Source organism: Candidatus Rickettsia mendelii, from assembly GCF_057543435.1.
In genome coordinates this window covers 1-18107 of record NZ_BTGX01000011.1, presented here as the reverse complement: position 1 = coordinate 18107, position 18107 = coordinate 1, and the positions used below count along the sequence as shown (strand labels likewise).

The window sequence follows — 18107 nt, the reverse complement described above, 5'->3', positions numbered from 1 at the left end:
AATTACTTGCGAGTAAACTTATAAAATTTTATGTTATCTATAGTTGGATTTATTATAACAATTAGTACTTTAGTATTTATCCATGAATTTGGGCATTATTCAGTTGCTAGATATTTTAATGTAAAAGTGGAAGAATTCTCTATAGGTTTTGGTAAAGAATTAATAGGTATTATGGATAAAAGAGGAGTTAGGTGGAAAATTTGTCTTGTGCCACTCGGTGGGTATGTCAAGATTTATGGTTATGATCGTGCTATGATGGATAAAACTAAGGAAATTAATGAAAAAGTGGCTTTTTATGCTAAATCTTGTTTGGAGCGTTTTTTAATAGTTGCAGCAGGACCTATAATTAATTATTTACTTGCAATAATAATATTTGTTGGTTTTTATTGTTACTTCGGAAAAACAGAAATTCCTTCCATGATTGATGAGGTCATAGCTTCATCACCAGCAGAAAGAGCAGGATTACAGGAAGGAGATAAAATTATTAAAGTTAATAATAAATCAGTTAAAAATTTTGGTGATGTACAAAAAGAAATATTAATTAACGGACGGAACTCTTGTACTTTGTTGATAGAAAGAAAAGGTAAGAAATTTACTGTTAGTATAATACCGGAGGAAATAATTATATCCCATCCAGGGGAGGGAATTAAGAAAACTCTTCGCATGGGTATTGTAGCTAGAAGTGAACTTATTACTACTAAAATAGGAATTTTATCCAGTTTTTTAGAATCGATTAATGCTACTATGGATATGTCAGTCTTAACTTTAAAAGCAATATCGCAAATGATTATAGGAAAACGTTCACTTGATGAGATAGGAGGACCGGTAGCTATTGCTAAGGAATCAGGCAAATCTATAGCTCAAGGCGTTGAAATGTATCTGTTATTTATAGCAATGCTTTCAGTTAATTTAGGATTACTGAACTTACTGCCTATACCGGTTCTTGACGGTGGACATCTAGTATTTATACTCTATGAAGCAATTACAGGTAGATTACCGAATGCTCAGGCTAAAAATATTTTGTTACAATTAGGGACAATAATAATAATTTTTTTAATTATAATTTCTATTTCCAATGATATACAAAATTTGTTTTCTTAAATAACAGATTTACTTGCTCTAATTTATATTATCTACTATATATATTATAAAATACATTGTTTATATTTAACATAATTTATAAATACTTAATAATAAATCTTAAAAGAAGGTTTTAGGTGGAGATCAGGTCAATTAGTAAGTTAATAATTTTATTATTAACAATTTTTTATTATCACGTTTCATTAGCTAATTCAGTAATTCACAAAATAACTATAGAAGGTAATTCTAGAGTTGAACGTTCTACTATTGAAAGCTATTTAAATCTGAAGGTAGGTGAAGTTTACAATGTTTCTAAAGAAGACGAAGCAATAAAGCGTTTATATGCTACTTCACTTTTTAGAAATATAAATATTCATATGACAAATGAAGGTAATTTAATTGTTCATGTTACTGAGACACCTTTTGTAAGTAATGTGGTATTTATTGGTAATTCTAAAATTAAGACTAATGTGCTAGCAAAAGAGATTTATACAATGTCAGGAGAATCTCTTAGCCAAGCTAAAATTGAACTGGATGTAAAGAAAATATTAGAAATTTATAAACGTAGTGGACGTTTTGCTACTACAGTAACACCTAAAATTGAGAATTTAGAAAATAATAGGGTTAAGGTTATTTTTGATATTGCAGAAGGACCAAAAACTGATATTAAATACATTTATTTTAATGGTAATGAAAATTATTCTGATTCAGAACTTAAATCTATTCTTTTAACTAAAGAATCGCGTTGGTTTCGTTTTTTAGAAAATAATGATACTTATGATCCTGAGCGTATTGAGTATGATAAAGAATTATTAAAAGAATTTTATCAATCTGTTGGTTTTGCAGATTTTAGAGTCATTTCAGTATCAGCAGAGCTTAATAGTACTAAAGAATATTTTGTATTGACATATTCTCTTGAAGAAGGGGATAAATATAGTTTCGGCAATGTTACAATAGATAATAAATTAACTCACATTGATGTAGCTCCAATTAATAAAATTATTAATATTAAGCAAGGCAGTATTTTTAATATAAAAACAGTTAATGATATCGCTGAAAAAATTCAGAAATATTTTACAACTTCTGGCTATTCTGCGATCAGTGTTTATCCGGGTATAATAAAAAATGCTGCTTACACTGCTGATGTTAAATTTATTATTGAGAAAGCTGATGAAGTTTATATCAATAAAATTAATATTATTAATAATCTTAAAACTGAAGATCATGTTATAAGAAGAGAATTTAAAGCAGAAGAAGGTGATATACTTAATCGTTCCTATATTGAAAAAGGTGAGCGCAATCTTAGAAATTTAGATTATTTTGAGAAAATAGCGATTAGTTTAGCTCCGACTAAAGCTAAAGATAGATACAATATTAATATTGATGTTGATGAAAAATCTACTTCTGCTGTTGGTTTTGATTTAGGATATAATACTGCTGGCGGTTTATTTGGACGTTTTTCTTTCTTAGAACGTAATTTAGTTGGTACCGGTAAACTGCTTAATGCTGGCGTGCAAATAGGTAAGAACAGTTCAAGTTATTATGGTGGTATTACAGAGCCGCACTTTTTAGATCGTGATTTATCTCTTAGCATAAACGGGTTTAGAAATTATAGTGGACATGGTGCTAGTGTATTATCTCCTACTGATCAAAGTTATAAGTTTCACTCTATAGGAGTTAAGGCTTCTTGTGGTTATGAGATTAAAGAGGATTTAAGTCATGAAGTAGATTACTTAATTAAACGTGATATTTTAAGTGCACCGATTTCATCAAATTCAATATTCTTAAACGAGCAAATGGGTAAGTTTATTACTTCTGCTATAGGACATACTATTACGTATGATCAGACAGATAATAGAATTATTCCAAAGAATGGTTATTTAGTAAGTGGTACACAAGAATTTGCTGGTATTGGAGGTAACAATAAATATTTAAAACACGAAGTTGATTGTAAATATTATAAATCGTTTATGCATAATAAGCTTACTTTAAAAGTGTCTGCTTCTGGTGGTGATATTGCAGGGCTTGGAAAAAAAATTATTAGGATTTCTGATCGCTTTAATTTAGGTGATTATACTTTAAGAGGATTTGCTAGTGGTGGAGTTGGACCTCGTGAAAAAGTTACTAATGAAGGGCTTGGTGGTGAAAGATATTACACATTTTCAACAGAGCTTAATTTTCCAACTTTTGTTCCTGAAGAGTTTAATTTAATAGGTGCAGTATTTATGGATATAGGAAGTGTATGGGGAGTTGGTTTAAGTAAGAAACAATATCAAACTCCGAATGGTTTTTATAATGATAAATCACTTAGGGCTTCTGTTGGTTGTGGCTTTATTTGGGTAACACGTTTTGCTCCAATCAGAATGGATTTAGGATTTCCAGTGAAGAAGAAAAAATATGATGAGACACAACGTTTTCATTTGAAGTTTTCAACGCATCTGTAATAACTTTTTCTCTGCGTACGTGCTGCTGTAGCTATATAGAATAGTAGGCTTGATATGGTATCTAAAAAAACAATCTACAGTGTTTTACTTTAATCACTGACTGGTTAGTGTAAAATACTGGGTAGAGAATGATAAGATATCTTTGGAATTACACAATAGAGCTAATTTTTCTTTGTAGTAATGTCAAAAGACATACTATGTTGACTTTTTTGCCAATGTAGCTCAGCGGTAGAGCAACGCATTCGTAATGTGTAGGTCTAGGGTTCAAATCCCTACATTGGCACCGATTTATGACTTATAGATATTTATGATTCATGCTAAATTAGTATGATTATGAGTTGCTATGCTGTTTGCATAGCATAGCTTTTGGAAAGCTGTCATGCTGCGTGTTGATGGCTAACTTTATAAAAATAGCTATCCAATTGGTGATTTCTAAGACACTTAAACCATAGTATAGTCGTAGACAATGCTATTAACTTCTTAAGATGTTATAATGCAGGGCCAATAACAACATGCTAATTTATAAAAGCAATATCTTGTGATGTAAGCTACAAAAGTAAACTAATAAAACAAGAAGTAAAAAACTAATTAACTAGTATCTTTTTTCTTGGAGGAATATATATTGTTTCGTCTTCTGTATATGAAATCTTTTCTAAAAGCCCAATGAAACCACCTTTATTAGGTACTAGTTTTACTATTGCCCACCCATCTTCTATTGATTGCTTTATGCGTTCTATGTCAGACTTATGTTCTGAAAAAGATATAAATTTTTGTGTTGGATTTTGCATCTTGATTTAATCATTTTATGTAAAAAATTAATACTATAATAAATATCATTTTATGAATCAACTATGTATTTACTATACTTTGTTAAATTCAAACAAAATAATTATTTTGGCTTAGATTTGATATATGCATACCCTAATAAAAATTGAAAGCTGCACGACATGTTTTTACTCTAAAATATGTACTTTTATATCACTTATTAATTTTATTTTCAAATAAACATTTAAAAAAATGTTATATGTCAACAATGATTTTTAATATATTAAATTAAATCATATAGCTTAGTTATGTCAAATGATATTACTTTACAAATTCCTTCCACTCTGTCCAAAAAGCAAATAATTGCTTTTTTTGGTATGGTCGTTGGGATGTTTATGTCAGTACTTGATATTCAAATTGTTGCTAGTTCATTATCTGTAATAGCTTCAGGTCTTGCTGCTTCAAGTAATGAGCTTTCTTGGGTTCAAACATCTTACTTGATAGCTGAAGTTATCATTATTCCTATCACTGGCTTTTTAGCAAGATTACTTTCTACTAGGATTACTTATTTTATTGCAGCTCTAGGATTTACTGTTATGAGTGTATTATGTTCACTTGCAACAAATATTGAATCAATGATTATCTTTAGAGCATTGCAAGGATTTTTTGGTGGTGCTATGATCACAACAGTTTTTAGTACTATTTTTATAATTTTTTCAGCATCACAGCGTCCTACGGTTACAATCTTAATTGGGCTTGTTGTAACTATTGCACCTACTTTGGGTCCAACTCTAGGTGGATATATTACAGAAAGTTTATCATGGCATTTTATGTTTTTATTAAATGTTATACCAGGGATTTTTGTTTGCAGTATTGTCTTCTTATATGGGCATTTTGATAAGCCAAATTATAATTTACTTAAGAATTTTGATTTTATTGGCATATTGTTAATAGCTTTTACACTTGGGGTATTGCAATATGTTTTAGAAGAAGGAAATAAAAAAGGCTGGCTTGAGGATAATTTAATATTATTTTTAAGCATAGCTGTAATGTTAGTTTTTATTTTGTTAATTATTAGAGAGCTAACTTTTATTAATCCGATTTTAGATTTAAAAACATTTCTTTATAAAGATTTTACTTTTGGTTGTCTTTATTCTTTTGTTATGGGTATTGGATTATATGGAGCAGTATATATATTACCACTATTTTTATTTACTATTTCTGGATATGATACATTACAAATTGGTTCTACTATGATGGTAACAGGCGGAGCACAATTTTTATCAGCGCCTTTAGCCGGTAGAATGCTTAGAATTGGTGTAGATTTACGTCTTATGCTTATTATAGGGCTTGGAGGTTTTGCTCTTGGATGTCACTTAAATAGTTTTCTAACACCTGATTCTAAATTTGCTGCGTTTGTGCTTCCTCAATTTGTTAGAGGACTTTCCTTAATGTTTTGTTTTATACCAATTAGTAACATAGCTCTTGGAAATATACCAAAAGAAAGAGTGGCTAATGCTAGCGGGCTTTATAATCTTACTCGTAATCTTGGAGGAGCAGTAGGACTTGCAATGATTAGTACTATGCTTGCTAATGATAGTAAAACCTTTATGCAATATTTATCAGAAAATATCTCGTCTACTTCTATAATGGCAATAGAACAACTGGATTCCTATACTGAATTGTTAAGCGGAAAAGTCCTTAATCCTGAAAAAGCTTCATATTTCTTATTGGCAAACAGGCTAAACAATGATGCGTTTATAATTGCAATAAATAATATATTTAATATAATGGGCTTATTGTTTATGCTTGTAATGTTACTAATACCTTTTACTTCAAACATTAAATTAACCGGACATATTAATGCAGATTAAAATTAGATTTCTATTATATTTGCCTTGGTTTCTCTTAGGAATAGGTAAGTCTACTTTCTCAGTTATCAAAATTATTTGGCAAAAAAAAATAGTTATAGTACCAACTTTTGAATGGATTGATGCAGAAGGACTAGAAAGAATCGGCGAAGTAGTATATAGTAACTTGATTACTCTAACTCCTGGTACAGTAACGTTAGATGTAAATAATAATATGTTATTAGTACATGCACTTAATAAATCATCTATTGATGATTTGAAAAAGGGCGTAATGATTGAAAAAATTAAAAATAGCTTGCAGTAAAAATGATGTTAGATATTAACACTTTAAAATATAAACGAGTTTTGCTTAAAGTTTCAGGTGAAGCCTTAATGGGTGATAAGCAATTTGGGCATGAATACAGCATAATAAGGAAAATTGCAAAAGATATTAAAGAGGTAATTGATTTAGGTGTAGAAGTCGCTATTGTAGTTGGTGGTGGAAATATTTACCGTGGGGTTAATGCTGCTTTAGTTGGTATGGATCGTGCTTCAGCTGATTATATTGGTATGCTTGCGACGGTAATTAATGCCTTAACTTTGCAAAATGTTATGGAGAGCCTCAATATCTATACAAGAGTTCTATCTGCTATTCCCATGATGAGTGTATGCGAGCCTTATATTCACCGCAAAGCTAAAAGATATATGGAGAAAAAACGAGTAGTGATTTTTGCTGGTGGTACAGGTAATCCATTTTGCACAACTGATAGTGCTGCAGTACTTCGTGCAATCGAAATGAATTGTGATATTTTATTAAAAGCAACACAAGTTGATGGTGTATATGATTCTGATCCTAGAAAAAATCCAGATGCTAAAAAATATTTCACTATTAGCTATAAAGATGTTATAACTAATAACCTGCAAGTTATGGACATGGCGGCTATAGCAGTGGCAAGAGAAAATAAATTACCCATAAGGGTATTTCCAATAAAAGAACAAGGAAATCTTGCCAGAGTAATACAAGATAAAGGTGAATATACGACAATTGAGGAAAATAATTATGGATAAAAGAGAGTTAAAGAAAAATTTGCAAGAAAAGATGGATAAAGCTCTAAAATCCTTAGATCATGAGCTTAAAGGGTTACGTACCGGTAGAGCTTCTATTAATCTACTTGACGGCATAATCGTAGAAGTTTATGGTAGAAAAATGCTGCTTACACAGGTTTCAACTCTTTCAACTCCCGATGCTCGAACAATTAATGTACAAGTTTGGGATAAAGGAGTAGTGTCGTCTGTAGAAAAAGCAATTACAGTAGCAAATCTTGGTTTAACTCCAGTAATAGAAGGCCAGTTAATTAGGATACCTATACCAAATTTAACGGAAGAAAGACGTAAAGAGCTTGCAAAACTTGCTCATAAATACGGTGAAAATACGAAAGTCTCACTACGTAACATTAGAAGGGATGGTAATGAAGAGCTTAAGAAGCTAGAAAAAGATAATATTATTGCAAAAGATGAATATCATAGTTTATCTGAACAAATACAAAAGCTAACTGATGATTATAGTAGTAAAGTTGACTCAGTAATAAAACAAAAAGAACAAGAAATTATGACTGTTTGATAGGTTTATCTAATATCATTCTAGTTAAGCATACATTGAGCAGTAAAATATACTAAAATTGTGTTGTGCTGAGGTTATGGATATATTTAATAGAGTAACCTATGATAGTAGATACTAATAATTGTGAGGTGACAGTAACATATTAGTGTCTGTGCATGCGCTGCATTACGGGAATAATAATGCACTTTCAAGTAATTTACCATAAACTTAGAATAAAAAATTTATGATTACAAAAGAAGAAGCACAAAAAATAGCAAGATTGGCAAGATTAAAGTTTGAAGAAGATACAGCAGAAAAATTTTCTACTCAGCTTAGCGCTATTATGGATATGATTAATATTTTAAATGAAGTAGATTGTAGAGGTATTGAGCCACTAATTTCGGTTTCTAATATGAATGCTAGAACAAGGAAAGATGAGGTTACAAGCTTTGATTTATCAAATGAATTATTCGATAATGTAGAAGGGGCTCAAGCACAATTTGCTAAAGAAGTAAAATATTTTATCACTCCAAAGGTTGTTGAGTAAATTAAAGAGCATAAAAAATGAAAGATGTCGTCGGTGATAAGCTCTTAAAGCATGTTTGATATCACCCTAGCGAAAGCTAGGATTTATAAATAATAAATGTAAACTACTCGTGTTATCTCTATTTTTTTTTCTGGATTTTTGCCTCCGCAGGAAGTAACATTGGAGTATGTTTATGGTATCAAATAGTCATTAGATAATGTTGTGAAATGCTCTTCCCACCTTTGATATAAACTAATTCATATATTTTATAACAAAATTACTAACCATTCATTTATAAGAAATATATGTTAGAATTAAATAAATTAACAGTAGCAGACAGTATAAAAGGCCTTAAAAAGAAAGATTTTACAAGTACAGAATTAATCAATGCTTATATTAAACAGATAGAGAAGCATAAGAACCTAAATGCGTATGTTACTAAAACTTTTGATCTTGCATTAAATCAGGCAAAGACTGCTGATCAAAATTATGCTCAGAATAAAGCAAGAACACTTGAAGGGATACCGTTTGCCGTTAAAGATCTTTTTTGTACTAAAGGAATTAGAACTACAGCTTGCTCTAATATATTGAGAAATTTTATACCTAATTATGAATCAAGCGTTACGCAAAATATTTTTGATAAAGGAGCTGTAATGCTTGGTAAAACAAATATGGATGAGTTTGCTATGGGTTCAGCAAATGTCACTAGCTGTTTTGGTAATGTGATTAGTCCTTGGAAAGCGAATGATGATAATGCGGATTTAGTTCCAGGTGGCTCTTCAGGAGGTTCAGCGGCAGCAGTAAGTGGATTTATGGCTAGTGCAGCGCTTGGTAGTGATACAGGTGGTTCAGTGCGTCAACCAGCAAGCTTTACTGGTCTTGTAGGATTTAAACCAACTTACGGACGTTGCTCAAGGTATGGTATGGTATCATTTGCAAGTTCTCTTGATCAAGCAGGAATATTTACTAGAAGTGTTCTAGATAGTGCTATTATACTTGAAGCAATGATGGGGTTTGATAAAAAAGACTCTACTTCTATTAATGTGGCAGTACCAGAATTACAATCTGCTGTAGGTGGCTCTATAAAAAATATGAAAATAGGTGTACCTATAAATCTTGGAGAAGGCTCTATTATTGAACCTAACATTATGAAAATGTGGCTCTTTACTATAGAGCTTCTTAAAAGTGCTGGTGCTGAGATAATTGATATCACTTTACCACATGCTAAATATGGTGTAGCCGTTTATTACGTAATAGCACCAGCTGAAGCTTCTTCAAATTTATCTAGATATGATGGTATTAGGTATGGTCTTCGGGTGGAGCATGAAAATATGACACTTGATGAGATGTATGAAATGACTAGATCAGCTGGGTTTGGAGATGAAGTAAAACGTCGAATTATGATTGGAACGTATGTGCTTTCATCTCGCTTTATGGATGCATACTATCTGAAAGCTCAAAAAATACGTCGGCTAGTTGCTAACGATTTTAATGATGCATTTGCAAAAGTAGATAGTATTTTATTACCGTCAGCACCGTCAGAAGCTTTTAAAATTGGTGAAAAACAAAATAATCCAACTATTATGTATCTAAATGATTTATTTACTATTCCTGCAAGCTTAGCAGGTTTACCTTGTGTTTCAGTCCCTGCTAGTTTATCAAATAAAGGATTGCCACTTGGAATGCAGGTTATAGGCAAACAATTAGATGAATATAATGTTTTGAAAGTAGCAGCTGCTATTGAAGATGGTGTAAAGCATATTAAATTTGAGCCAAAAGGTTTTTAATTATGACATATATTGAAGGTAAGACAGGAAAATGGGAATATGTAATAGGGCTTGAAATTCATGCTCAAATTGTCTCAAAATCTAAGCTTTTTTCAGGAAGTGCTACTACATTTGCAGCAAGCCCAAATTCACAAGTGTCCTATGTTGAGGCAGCAATGCCTGGAATGTTACCGGTATTGAATGAGCATTGTGTACATCAAGCAATTAAAACAGGACTTGGGCTTAAGGCTAAAATAAATAAATATTCAGTATTTGATCGTAAGAATTATTTTTATGCTGATCTGCCACAAGGTTACCAAATCTCACAATTTTATTATCCTATAGTACAGGATGGTAGTATAGAAATACCAGCAGTTACTGGCGAGCTTAAGACTATTCGTATTAATCGTTTGCATTTAGAGCAAGATGCAGGTAAATCTATACATGATCAATCTCCACATTATAGTTTTATCGATTTGAATCGTGCAGGTATTGGGCTTATGGAGATTGTAACTGAACCTGATATATCATCACCTGAAGAAGCAGCTGAGTTTGTTAAAAAGCTAAGAAGTTTGTTACGTTATATTGGAAGCTGTGATGGAGATATGGAAAAAGGCTCTATGCGTTGTGATGCTAATGTTTCAGTAAGGCGTATCAACGAGCCACTCGGCACAAGGTGCGAAATTAAGAATATTAACTCAATTCGTAATATCATTAGAGCAATAGAATTTGAAGCTAGAAGACAAGTAGATTTGATTGAAAGCGGTAAAACTATAATTCAGGAAACACGTTTGTTTAATGCTGATGTTGGTGAGACAAGAACTATGCGTTTAAAAGAAGAAGCATTCGATTATAGATATTTCCCTGATCCTGATTTACTGCCGGTCATTATTTCTGATGAGTTAATAAATGAGCTAAAAGCAAATTTACCTGAACTACCTGATCAAAAAATTGAAAAATATACAAGTAAATTCGGTTTAAGTAAATATGATGCTGAGGTAATTGTAGCTGATGAGTTAGTTGCCAAATATTTTGAAGAAGCAGCAAATGAGTGTAATCCTAAAATACTTGCTAATTGGTTAACTAGTGAACTATTTGGACAACTAAATAAAGCCTCGATAGGAATAAGTGAATGCAAAATTACCCCTAGCAACTTTGCAAAATTAGTAAAATTAATAGAAGATAATATTATTTCTGGTAAAATTGCAAAAATTGTTTTTCAAATTATGTTTGAAACTGGTAAAGCACCTGATAAAATTGTAGAAGAACAAGGGCTTGTGCAGGTTTCAGATATTAATGTGCTAAATGCAGTAATTGAAGAGGTAATAGGTGAAAATTCTGAATCTGTTGAAGCATATAAAGGTGGTAAAGACAAATTATTCAGTTTTTTTGTTGGTCAAGTAATGAAAAAAACCACGGGGAAAGCTAACCCTGCACTTGTAAACCAGCTTTTAAAAGATAAGTTGGATTCATAATATCTCTTAGCATGGCTTAGAAAGTTAATTATTAGACTTGATGAGCTGTTATATCCAAAATATCTGTTATAGGAGGTATTCAACAATTTAAAAACTTACTTTATATAAATAAAAATGTTATTTTTATGAAATTTCTTAAGATATTTTTACTATCTTTCTTACTAATTGCTTGTGAAAAAAAGCAAACGGAAACAACTCTAATAGTTGGTACTGCAGCTGACAATCCTCCTTATGAATTTATTCAAAACGGTGAAATTGTTGGTATTGATATTGATATAATCAAAGCAGTAGGTGAACATCTAAATAAAAAAGTTATCATAAAAAATTTTGATTTTAACGGTTTACTTGCAGCTTTAGTTAGTGAAAATATCGATGTTGCTATAGCAGAGCTTTCTATAACACCAGAACGTGCTGAATATATTAGCTTTTCCAATAATTATGCTACTGCAAGATTTGCTCTAATATATAGGGCAGGTGATGATATACAAAATAGTAAAGATTTAGATAATAAAATAGTAGGTGTACAACTTGGTAGTGTTTTAGAAAAAAAAGCACAAGAGTTATCACAGACAATGAATATTAAAGTTCATTCTTTAGCAAATCATTTAATGTTAGTTGAGGAATTAAAAGCTAAAGTCATAGATGCTATTATTTCTGAAGAATTTCAAGGCATAAAATTGAAAGAAAATAATCCCAATTTAGAAAGTAGCATCTTAGAGGAATTTTCATCCAATTTCGCTATAGGTATGTCTAAAGACTCAGGACTAATTAATGAAATTAATGAGGCGATTGATTCATTAAAGAAAGATGGAACCATTAATAGAATTATGAAAAAATGGCTAGGGCAGTAACAGCAAATCAGTTTAAAGATGCTATGTGTCGTTTTCCTGTAGGAGTAACTATAATAACAACAAATTATAATAACGAATTTTTTGGTTTTACTGCTAGTTCTTTTACTTCTGTATCTTTAAAACCTCCTTTAATATTATTTGGTCTTAATAAGGATTCTTTTAGTATAAATGGATTTAAAAAAAGTGATAAATTTGCCATTAGTATTTTAGCAGAAAACCAAATAGATATTTCTAAGCATTTTGCTAAATCACAAGCTAATAAATTTGTAAACACTGCTTATGAATTGGGGAATAACACTAATTGTCCTTTAATAGAAGGAGCAATTTGTCATATAGAGTGTCTTAAATATGCATCTTATGATGCTGGTGATCATGTTATATTTATTGGTAAAGTGATAAATACTGCTATTAAAAATGAACTAAATCCTTTATTATATTTCCATAAATCCTATGCAAATTTACAACAGTGACAAGTGATGACTATAAATATAGGCCTTTGTGGCGTTACCGGTAGAATGGGACGAACTATTAGCGAAAGAATTGCTAAATTTAAGGATTGTAGAATTTCAGCACAATTTAATAGTTCTAGTAAATTAAGTGATTTAGATGATTTTTGTAAAAAATCTGAAGTAATTATTGATTTTTCATCGCCTGAAGTATTAGAAAATTTAGTTCATTTTGCTTTAAAACACAGTACTAAATTAGTGATTGGCACAACGGGCTTTAAGTTAGTGCATTTAAAATGTTTAGAAAGAGCTTCTAAAAGTCTACCTATTTTATATTCTGCAAATATGAGTATAGGTGCTAATTTACTTGGTTATTTGGCTAGAGAAGCGGCAAGAATATTAGATGATTATGATATTGAGATTTTAGACACACATCATCGGGCCAAAAAAGACTCACCTTCAGGTACTGCTGTTTATTTTGCTGAAATAATTACAGGCAATAAAGGATTAGATATAGCATTTAATCGTGGCAATAGAGTAAGAAAAAGAAATGAGATCGGTATTGCTTCATTGCGTGGTGGAAATGCTTACGGTACACATGATATATTGTTCTTAGGCGATGATGAAACTATCACACTGCAACATCAGGCTCTTAACAAAAACTCTTTTGCAGATGGTGCACTTAAAGCTGCTATTTGGTTACGAGATAAACCACCTGCTCTTTATTCTATGTGTGAAGTTTACGAAAATTTAATTAATTATAGCTTGAAAAAACACCTTTAAAGAGCTATATTATACTATATAAGTAATATAATTTTAGGTTTATTTATGATTGATTATACAAAAACTTTAACCGCAGCATCAAAAAATAAAACTTTTGATGAAGGCTTAAGAAAGTATATGCTTAAAGTATATAATTATATGGCTTTAGCACTTTTATTAACTGGAACTGCAGCTATAACTACTATATCATTTGAGCCTCTTTATAATTTGATGTTTCAAACAGGTTTTGGTACTATTATAATGTTTGCACCGCTTGGTATTGCTTTGTACTTCTTTATGGGTTTCGGCCGCATGACTCTGCAAACAGCACAAGTGTTATTTTGGGTTTATGCTGCTTTAACAGGTATGTCACTTGCGTATTTAGCTCTTGTCTATACTGGTGCATCAATAGCACGTACTTTCTTCATTTGTTCTTCTGTTTTTGGAGCAATGAGTTTATATGGTTATAGTACAAGTAAAGATTTAACATCTATGGGTTCATTTTTTGCTATGGGTCTTGTAGGTCTTATAATTGCTTCACTATTTAACATGTTTCTAAAGAGTTCTGGCCTTTCTTTTGCTATTTCTCTTATTGGAATAGTTGTGTTTATGGGCTTAATCGCTTGGGATACTCAAAAAATTAAATCTATGTATTATATGGCAGGAAACGATGAAGTAGGGCAGAAACTTTCTATTATGGCAGCTTTCACTTTATATTTAGATTTTATAAACCTTTTTCTATATTTGATGAGATTTTTAGGTAATAGAAGAGATTAGAAAGATCATTATAATTATCTTCCCTATGTCCTATGGACGTAGGAGAATTGCCTATATGTCTTATACTGCTAAATCTCCTATAGTAAATTTACATATGATCTGAATTCATGGACATCAGCTTTAAGCGTCTAGTACTGTTTATGATTTGTAAAGACATATATTTAGAAGGTAATGTTACAACCTTATATATGTAACATCTTTCAAATAAGCTTTCTAATTCTTTTAAATTTAATAGTTTTTGATTTAAATCAACAGTTTTTTCTATTAATACATCTTAATATTTATTAGTCGATCCTTATCTTTACATCAATATATTGATATATCTTTTATATGTAATAAAGTTTAAAGTTTTTTTTTTGATTATATTCATGCATAAGTACATTAACAGTTAATGGCTATTATTATAATTTTATTTATAAAATTCTTATTTACAGCTAATAAAAGTTTACCTAAAATAGATTTTTCTACTAAAATATTAATTTTTATTAAAGATAAAAATAGATAGAAGTTAAGAATATAAGAGTTAAAAATATTAGTTTTAATGTTATAAGCATTACACAAGAATGATATAGACTAAACAGTTTATAAGTGATCTGTGTGTTTGAGTGCTCTACGGTTCATAAACTTTTAACAATTTTTTTTTCATAGTAAAACTTTATTTTCTATATTTAACAAATGATTTCTTTTCTTATCTCATGTAAATAAGTATAACCCACGATGGTATAAGTTTATTAAATAAACCGGTTAGTATAATCTATTACTGATAAATTGATACTATTAGCTAATTGTTATAACTGTTTCTTTATGATAAATTCCAATTTATACTGCATTTAAATATTAAAGTGTTATATGCATTATCTGCTTCAGGCATAAGTTTAATATTAGATAGGAAATACTATGTGCATATTGATAATATTTAATTAATATTTGATATATATTTTTATACTATCGCTTTCACCACTATCATTTATAGCTCTAATAATAAATTTACCGACTTTTGCTTTCCATATTATGGTTTCGTTTGGTTTTGCAGTGGCTATTAATTCATTATTAGCAAACCAGAAGATGTTATTTGTTTTATTATCACTCATTGCACTTATAATTATATTATCACTATCTTTAATTGAGTATATAGAATTTTTTAATGGGTAGGTAATTTTAGGTTTTTGATTATACCAATTTACTAAACTATTGCAATGATTTATAGGTATCTGTCTCGGTAATATATGTATCCCGGCTTTTTGATAAACTGATATCATATCAATGGGCCATAAATTTACTATTTTATATTCCGTTTGTCCTTTAATAAAAGTGCAAGCAGGCATACCAGTTTTTAAATCTATTAACATCTTTCTATAAATACCTGATTGTTTTATAGGTGATTTGCCTTTAATAAATAAAGTTTCAGCTTGAACAGGGCACATGTGATTATCAATATCTCCTGTATCAGCACAAACTCTTATCTTAGTAATATTTAACTCATTAATTTTTTCAGTGATTAAATCTTTATCTTTATTTTGATCGACTATTGATTCTATTATATTAAAAAATAAAGGAGCAGCAGAAACATTACCAGTAAATGATCCGTGAGTTTGACCTTTAAAATCTCCAGTCCAAACAGCAAGTACGTATTTCCCAAATATGCCTACAGCTATTCCGTCTCTAAATGAACTTGAAGTACCTGTTTTCCAATAAATCGGAAAATTTTGTCTTATATTATTATAGGTAATAGGGCGGGTTGTATCTTTTATAATATCAAGAGTTAAATAGCTTGCTTCAGGGGAGATGAGGTGTAGCGGTTCATTTTTAGGAATTGTATTTTCTAGTACTTTTTTAAGCGGCTTATAAGTACCAAGATTAGCAAGCATAGCATAAAGAGTAGTTAACTCTTCTAGAGTGGTTTCTGCTGTACCAAGTACTATAGATAAACCATATATTGCAGGGTTTTGTAAATTGCTAATTTTTGCTTGTTGTAAGAATTCATAGAAATTAGGATTTTTTAATTGAGATGCAAGAAATATTACTGGTATATTACGGCTTTTTATCAATGCTTCTTTAGCACTTAATCCTCCAACAAATCTGCCATCAAAATTTTCTGGCTTATAATGATCATAATAAGTAGGTATATCTTTTAATAAAGTTAACGGATGTATTAATGACTGATCAAAGGCAAGTGCATATACAAATGGTTTTAAAGTAGAACCAGGTGATCTATGACTTTTTGTACCGTTAATCTGTCCACAAATATTTTTATTAAAAAAATCTCCTGACCCGATGCTTGCAAGTAACTCCATAGTAGTAAAATCAACAAGCATAACAGCAGCATTATTGATTCCATATTTTTTCCAATTATTAATATATAGTCGTACTTGTGTTTCTATAATAGTTTGCAAATATTTATCTATGGTAGTATGTATAGTAGGGTTATCATTACATGCCAGTATATCTAAAGTAAAATGCGGGGCAATAAAAGGGAGATTTCTATTATTATTAAATTTAATCGGTAAATTAATTAATTGCTTATAAATAATATCTTTAGGATAAGCTTCTAGCCATTTAGTAAATAGATATTTACGAGCATCAAAGATATTAATATTGTGACCTCCTCTTTTAACAGGATTTTGTGGGATTACTACAAGGCTTAAAATATCAACTAGATTTAGGTTTTTAAGATCACGATTAAAGTAAATATAGCTGCTAGCTGTTATTCCTTCAATATTACCTCCATATGGTACTAAATTTAGATAAGCTTCCAAAATATCATTTTTTGAAAAATGTAGCTCTAAATGCATTGCTTTAATAATTTGCTGTATTTTTCCAAAAATAGTAGAAGAGTTTATATTATATCTCAAGCGAGCAACTTGCATAGTTATAGTAGAACCACCTATTCTACGCTTCTTTTCTAAATAAGTTGAGTAGAAAGCTTTGCATAAAGAAATAGGATTAATACCGAAATGGTTATAGAAATATTTATCTTCATATAATAACACTGCTTCTATAAAATTAGATGGTATTTCATTAAGAGAAGTAAATATTCTATATTTATCGTCCTTAGAAAGTGAAATACGCATTAATTGACCATGTCTATCAAACACTCTTTGTGAAAAACTTATATTTTCTAACAAAGGAGATGGAGGAATAGCAAAATATAATATTATACTAATAGTTATAGTGATGAAAGCTAAATTAATTTTAAGAGACAAATATATATCCTATAAATAAGTTGATTGATCTTGATTTTTCTTAACTTTATTGTACAATTTAAAAAGCTTATTATCATAATGCGGCTACAACCAACTACTATATGAATGTTGTTACAAGTATAATTTAAAAGATATTCTATGTCATTCCTACATGGCAGGAATTCAGAATAAGCTAGCTTAATGTAGTATAAAATATTAGTTTTATATTGTAAGTATTAACACAAGAATGATATAGAATAGGAGGTTCATAGGTAATTTGTGCTTTGAATGCTCTAAGATTCATAGACTTTTTTAGAACATTAAATATAGATTCAATGAATGAACGATCTTTTGCATAATAAAACTATGTCTTCTATATCTAACAAATGATTTTCATTTTTTCTGTATTTCCTGTAAATAAAGGTAACTCATGAGAATATAAGTTATTAAATTAATCTTTGGATATATATCTTTTATCATCAAAGATTTTGTTTTGTAATTCAGTTATTATATCACCTATTGTTGATAAATTAGTACTATTAGCTTTAGTAATTTAATTGTCATAATTATTTCTTTATGATTA

General features: G+C 30.0%; 15 protein-coding genes and 1 tRNA gene. 14 read left to right on the top strand and 2 right to left on the bottom strand.

From position 1 onward, the window contains the following. Window positions 1-30: 30 nt before the first annotated feature. From rseP to AC27F4_RS01610, 3 genes are all read left to right on the top strand, one after another. A complete protein-coding gene (gene rseP / locus AC27F4_RS01620; protein ID WP_487061439.1) occupies window positions 31-1101 on the top strand; it encodes an RIP metalloprotease RseP in 1071 nt (356 codons plus the stop codon). A 116-nt stretch (window positions 1102-1217) separates the two neighbouring features. Then, window positions 1218-3524, top strand: a complete 2307-nt coding sequence (gene bamA, locus AC27F4_RS01615) for an outer membrane protein assembly factor BamA (protein WP_487061437.1) — start codon at window positions 1218-1220, stop codon at window positions 3522-3524. A 211-nt stretch (window positions 3525-3735) separates the two neighbouring features. Next, window positions 3736-3807 (top strand) — tRNA-Thr (locus AC27F4_RS01610). A gap of 301 nt (window positions 3808-4108) precedes the next feature. Here the strand turns inward: AC27F4_RS01610 and AC27F4_RS01605 are convergent. Further along, the gene (locus tag AC27F4_RS01605; protein ID WP_487061435.1) at window positions 4109-4312 is read right to left on the bottom strand and encodes a DUF2674 domain-containing protein; all 204 of its coding nucleotides are present in this window, start codon (window positions 4310-4312) and stop codon (window positions 4109-4111) included. Between the two features lie 285 nt (window positions 4313-4597). Between AC27F4_RS01605 and AC27F4_RS01600 the strand changes: the two genes are divergently transcribed. The 11 genes from AC27F4_RS01600 to AC27F4_RS01550 all read left to right on the top strand — a co-directional run bounded on the left by AC27F4_RS01600 (window position 4598) and on the right by AC27F4_RS01550 (window position 14342). After that, window positions 4598-6163 (top strand): DHA2 family efflux MFS transporter permease subunit, encoded by a 1566-nt coding sequence (locus AC27F4_RS01600; protein WP_487061433.1) that lies wholly within the window; start codon window positions 4598-4600, stop codon window positions 6161-6163. Further along, window positions 6147-6464, top strand: coding sequence for a Na+/H+ antiporter subunit E (locus AC27F4_RS01595; protein WP_487061682.1), 318 nt, complete (start codon window positions 6147-6149; stop codon window positions 6462-6464). The genes AC27F4_RS01600 and AC27F4_RS01595 overlap by 17 nt, the downstream gene beginning before the upstream one ends. A 2-nt stretch (window positions 6465-6466) precedes the next feature. Beyond that, on the top strand, window positions 6467-7207 hold the full coding sequence (gene pyrH, locus AC27F4_RS01590; protein WP_487061431.1) for a UMP kinase: 741 nt from the start codon (window positions 6467-6469) through the stop codon (window positions 7205-7207). Next, complete coding sequence (frr, locus tag AC27F4_RS01585; protein ID WP_487061429.1) at window positions 7200-7760, top strand: ribosome recycling factor; 561 nt, start codon at window positions 7200-7202, stop codon at window positions 7758-7760. The genes pyrH and frr overlap by 8 nt, the downstream gene beginning before the upstream one ends. A gap of 223 nt (window positions 7761-7983) precedes the next feature. Further along, a complete protein-coding gene (gene gatC / locus AC27F4_RS01580) occupies window positions 7984-8286 on the top strand; it encodes an Asp-tRNA(Asn)/Glu-tRNA(Gln) amidotransferase subunit GatC (protein WP_487061427.1) in 303 nt (100 codons plus the stop codon). A 284-nt stretch (window positions 8287-8570) separates the two neighbouring features. Beyond that, window positions 8571-10052 carry an Asp-tRNA(Asn)/Glu-tRNA(Gln) amidotransferase subunit GatA gene (gene gatA, locus AC27F4_RS01575; RefSeq protein ID WP_487061425.1) on the top strand — a complete coding sequence of 494 codons (1482 nt, stop codon included), beginning with the start codon at window positions 8571-8573 and terminating at the stop codon, window positions 10050-10052. Window positions 10053-10054: 2 nt separating this feature from the next. Continuing rightward, window positions 10055-11506, top strand: a complete 1452-nt coding sequence (gatB, locus tag AC27F4_RS01570; protein ID WP_487061423.1) for an Asp-tRNA(Asn)/Glu-tRNA(Gln) amidotransferase subunit GatB — start codon at window positions 10055-10057, stop codon at window positions 11504-11506. A gap of 125 nt (window positions 11507-11631) precedes the next feature. Then, complete coding sequence (locus tag AC27F4_RS01565) at window positions 11632-12357, top strand: ABC transporter substrate-binding protein (protein WP_487061421.1); 726 nt, start codon at window positions 11632-11634, stop codon at window positions 12355-12357. Then, window positions 12342-12827, top strand: coding sequence for a flavin reductase family protein (locus AC27F4_RS01560; RefSeq protein WP_487061419.1), 486 nt, complete (start codon window positions 12342-12344; stop codon window positions 12825-12827). The genes AC27F4_RS01565 and AC27F4_RS01560 overlap by 16 nt, the downstream gene beginning before the upstream one ends. A 6-nt stretch (window positions 12828-12833) precedes the next feature. Next, window positions 12834-13586: a 4-hydroxy-tetrahydrodipicolinate reductase gene (gene dapB / locus AC27F4_RS01555; protein ID WP_487061417.1), complete on the top strand. Its 753-nt coding sequence runs from the start codon at window positions 12834-12836 to the stop codon at window positions 13584-13586. A gap of 45 nt (window positions 13587-13631) precedes the next feature. Further along, a complete protein-coding gene (locus AC27F4_RS01550) occupies window positions 13632-14342 on the top strand; it encodes a Bax inhibitor-1/YccA family protein (RefSeq protein ID WP_487061415.1) in 711 nt (236 codons plus the stop codon). Between the two features lie 920 nt (window positions 14343-15262). On the opposite strand, the gene pbpC is transcribed toward AC27F4_RS01550, so the two are convergent. Further along, window positions 15263-17545, bottom strand: coding sequence for a penicillin-binding protein 1C (gene pbpC / locus AC27F4_RS01545; protein ID WP_487061413.1), 2283 nt, complete (start codon window positions 17543-17545; stop codon window positions 15263-15265). Between the last annotated feature and the right edge of the window lie 562 nt (window positions 17546-18107).

Coding starts and splice junctions, on each gene's coding strand:
- rseP (WP_487061439.1), top strand. CDS start 31: ATGTTATCTATAGTTGGATTTATTATAACAATTAGTACTTTAGTATTT.
- AC27F4_RS01605 (WP_487061435.1), bottom strand. CDS start 4,312: ATGCAAAATCCAACACAAAAATTTATATCTTTTTCAGAACATAAGTCT.
- AC27F4_RS01600 (WP_487061433.1), top strand. CDS start 4,598: ATGTCAAATGATATTACTTTACAAATTCCTTCCACTCTGTCCAAAAAG.
- pyrH (WP_487061431.1), top strand. CDS start 6,467: ATGATGTTAGATATTAACACTTTAAAATATAAACGAGTTTTGCTTAAA.
- frr (WP_487061429.1), top strand. CDS start 7,200: ATGGATAAAAGAGAGTTAAAGAAAAATTTGCAAGAAAAGATGGATAAA.
- gatC (WP_487061427.1), top strand. CDS start 7,984: ATGATTACAAAAGAAGAAGCACAAAAAATAGCAAGATTGGCAAGATTA.
- gatA (WP_487061425.1), top strand. CDS start 8,571: ATGTTAGAATTAAATAAATTAACAGTAGCAGACAGTATAAAAGGCCTT.
- gatB (WP_487061423.1), top strand. CDS start 10,055: ATGACATATATTGAAGGTAAGACAGGAAAATGGGAATATGTAATAGGG.
- AC27F4_RS01565 (WP_487061421.1), top strand. CDS start 11,632: ATGAAATTTCTTAAGATATTTTTACTATCTTTCTTACTAATTGCTTGT.
- AC27F4_RS01560 (WP_487061419.1), top strand. CDS start 12,342: ATGGCTAGGGCAGTAACAGCAAATCAGTTTAAAGATGCTATGTGTCGT.
- dapB (WP_487061417.1), top strand. CDS start 12,834: ATGACTATAAATATAGGCCTTTGTGGCGTTACCGGTAGAATGGGACGA.
- AC27F4_RS01550 (WP_487061415.1), top strand. CDS start 13,632: ATGATTGATTATACAAAAACTTTAACCGCAGCATCAAAAAATAAAACT.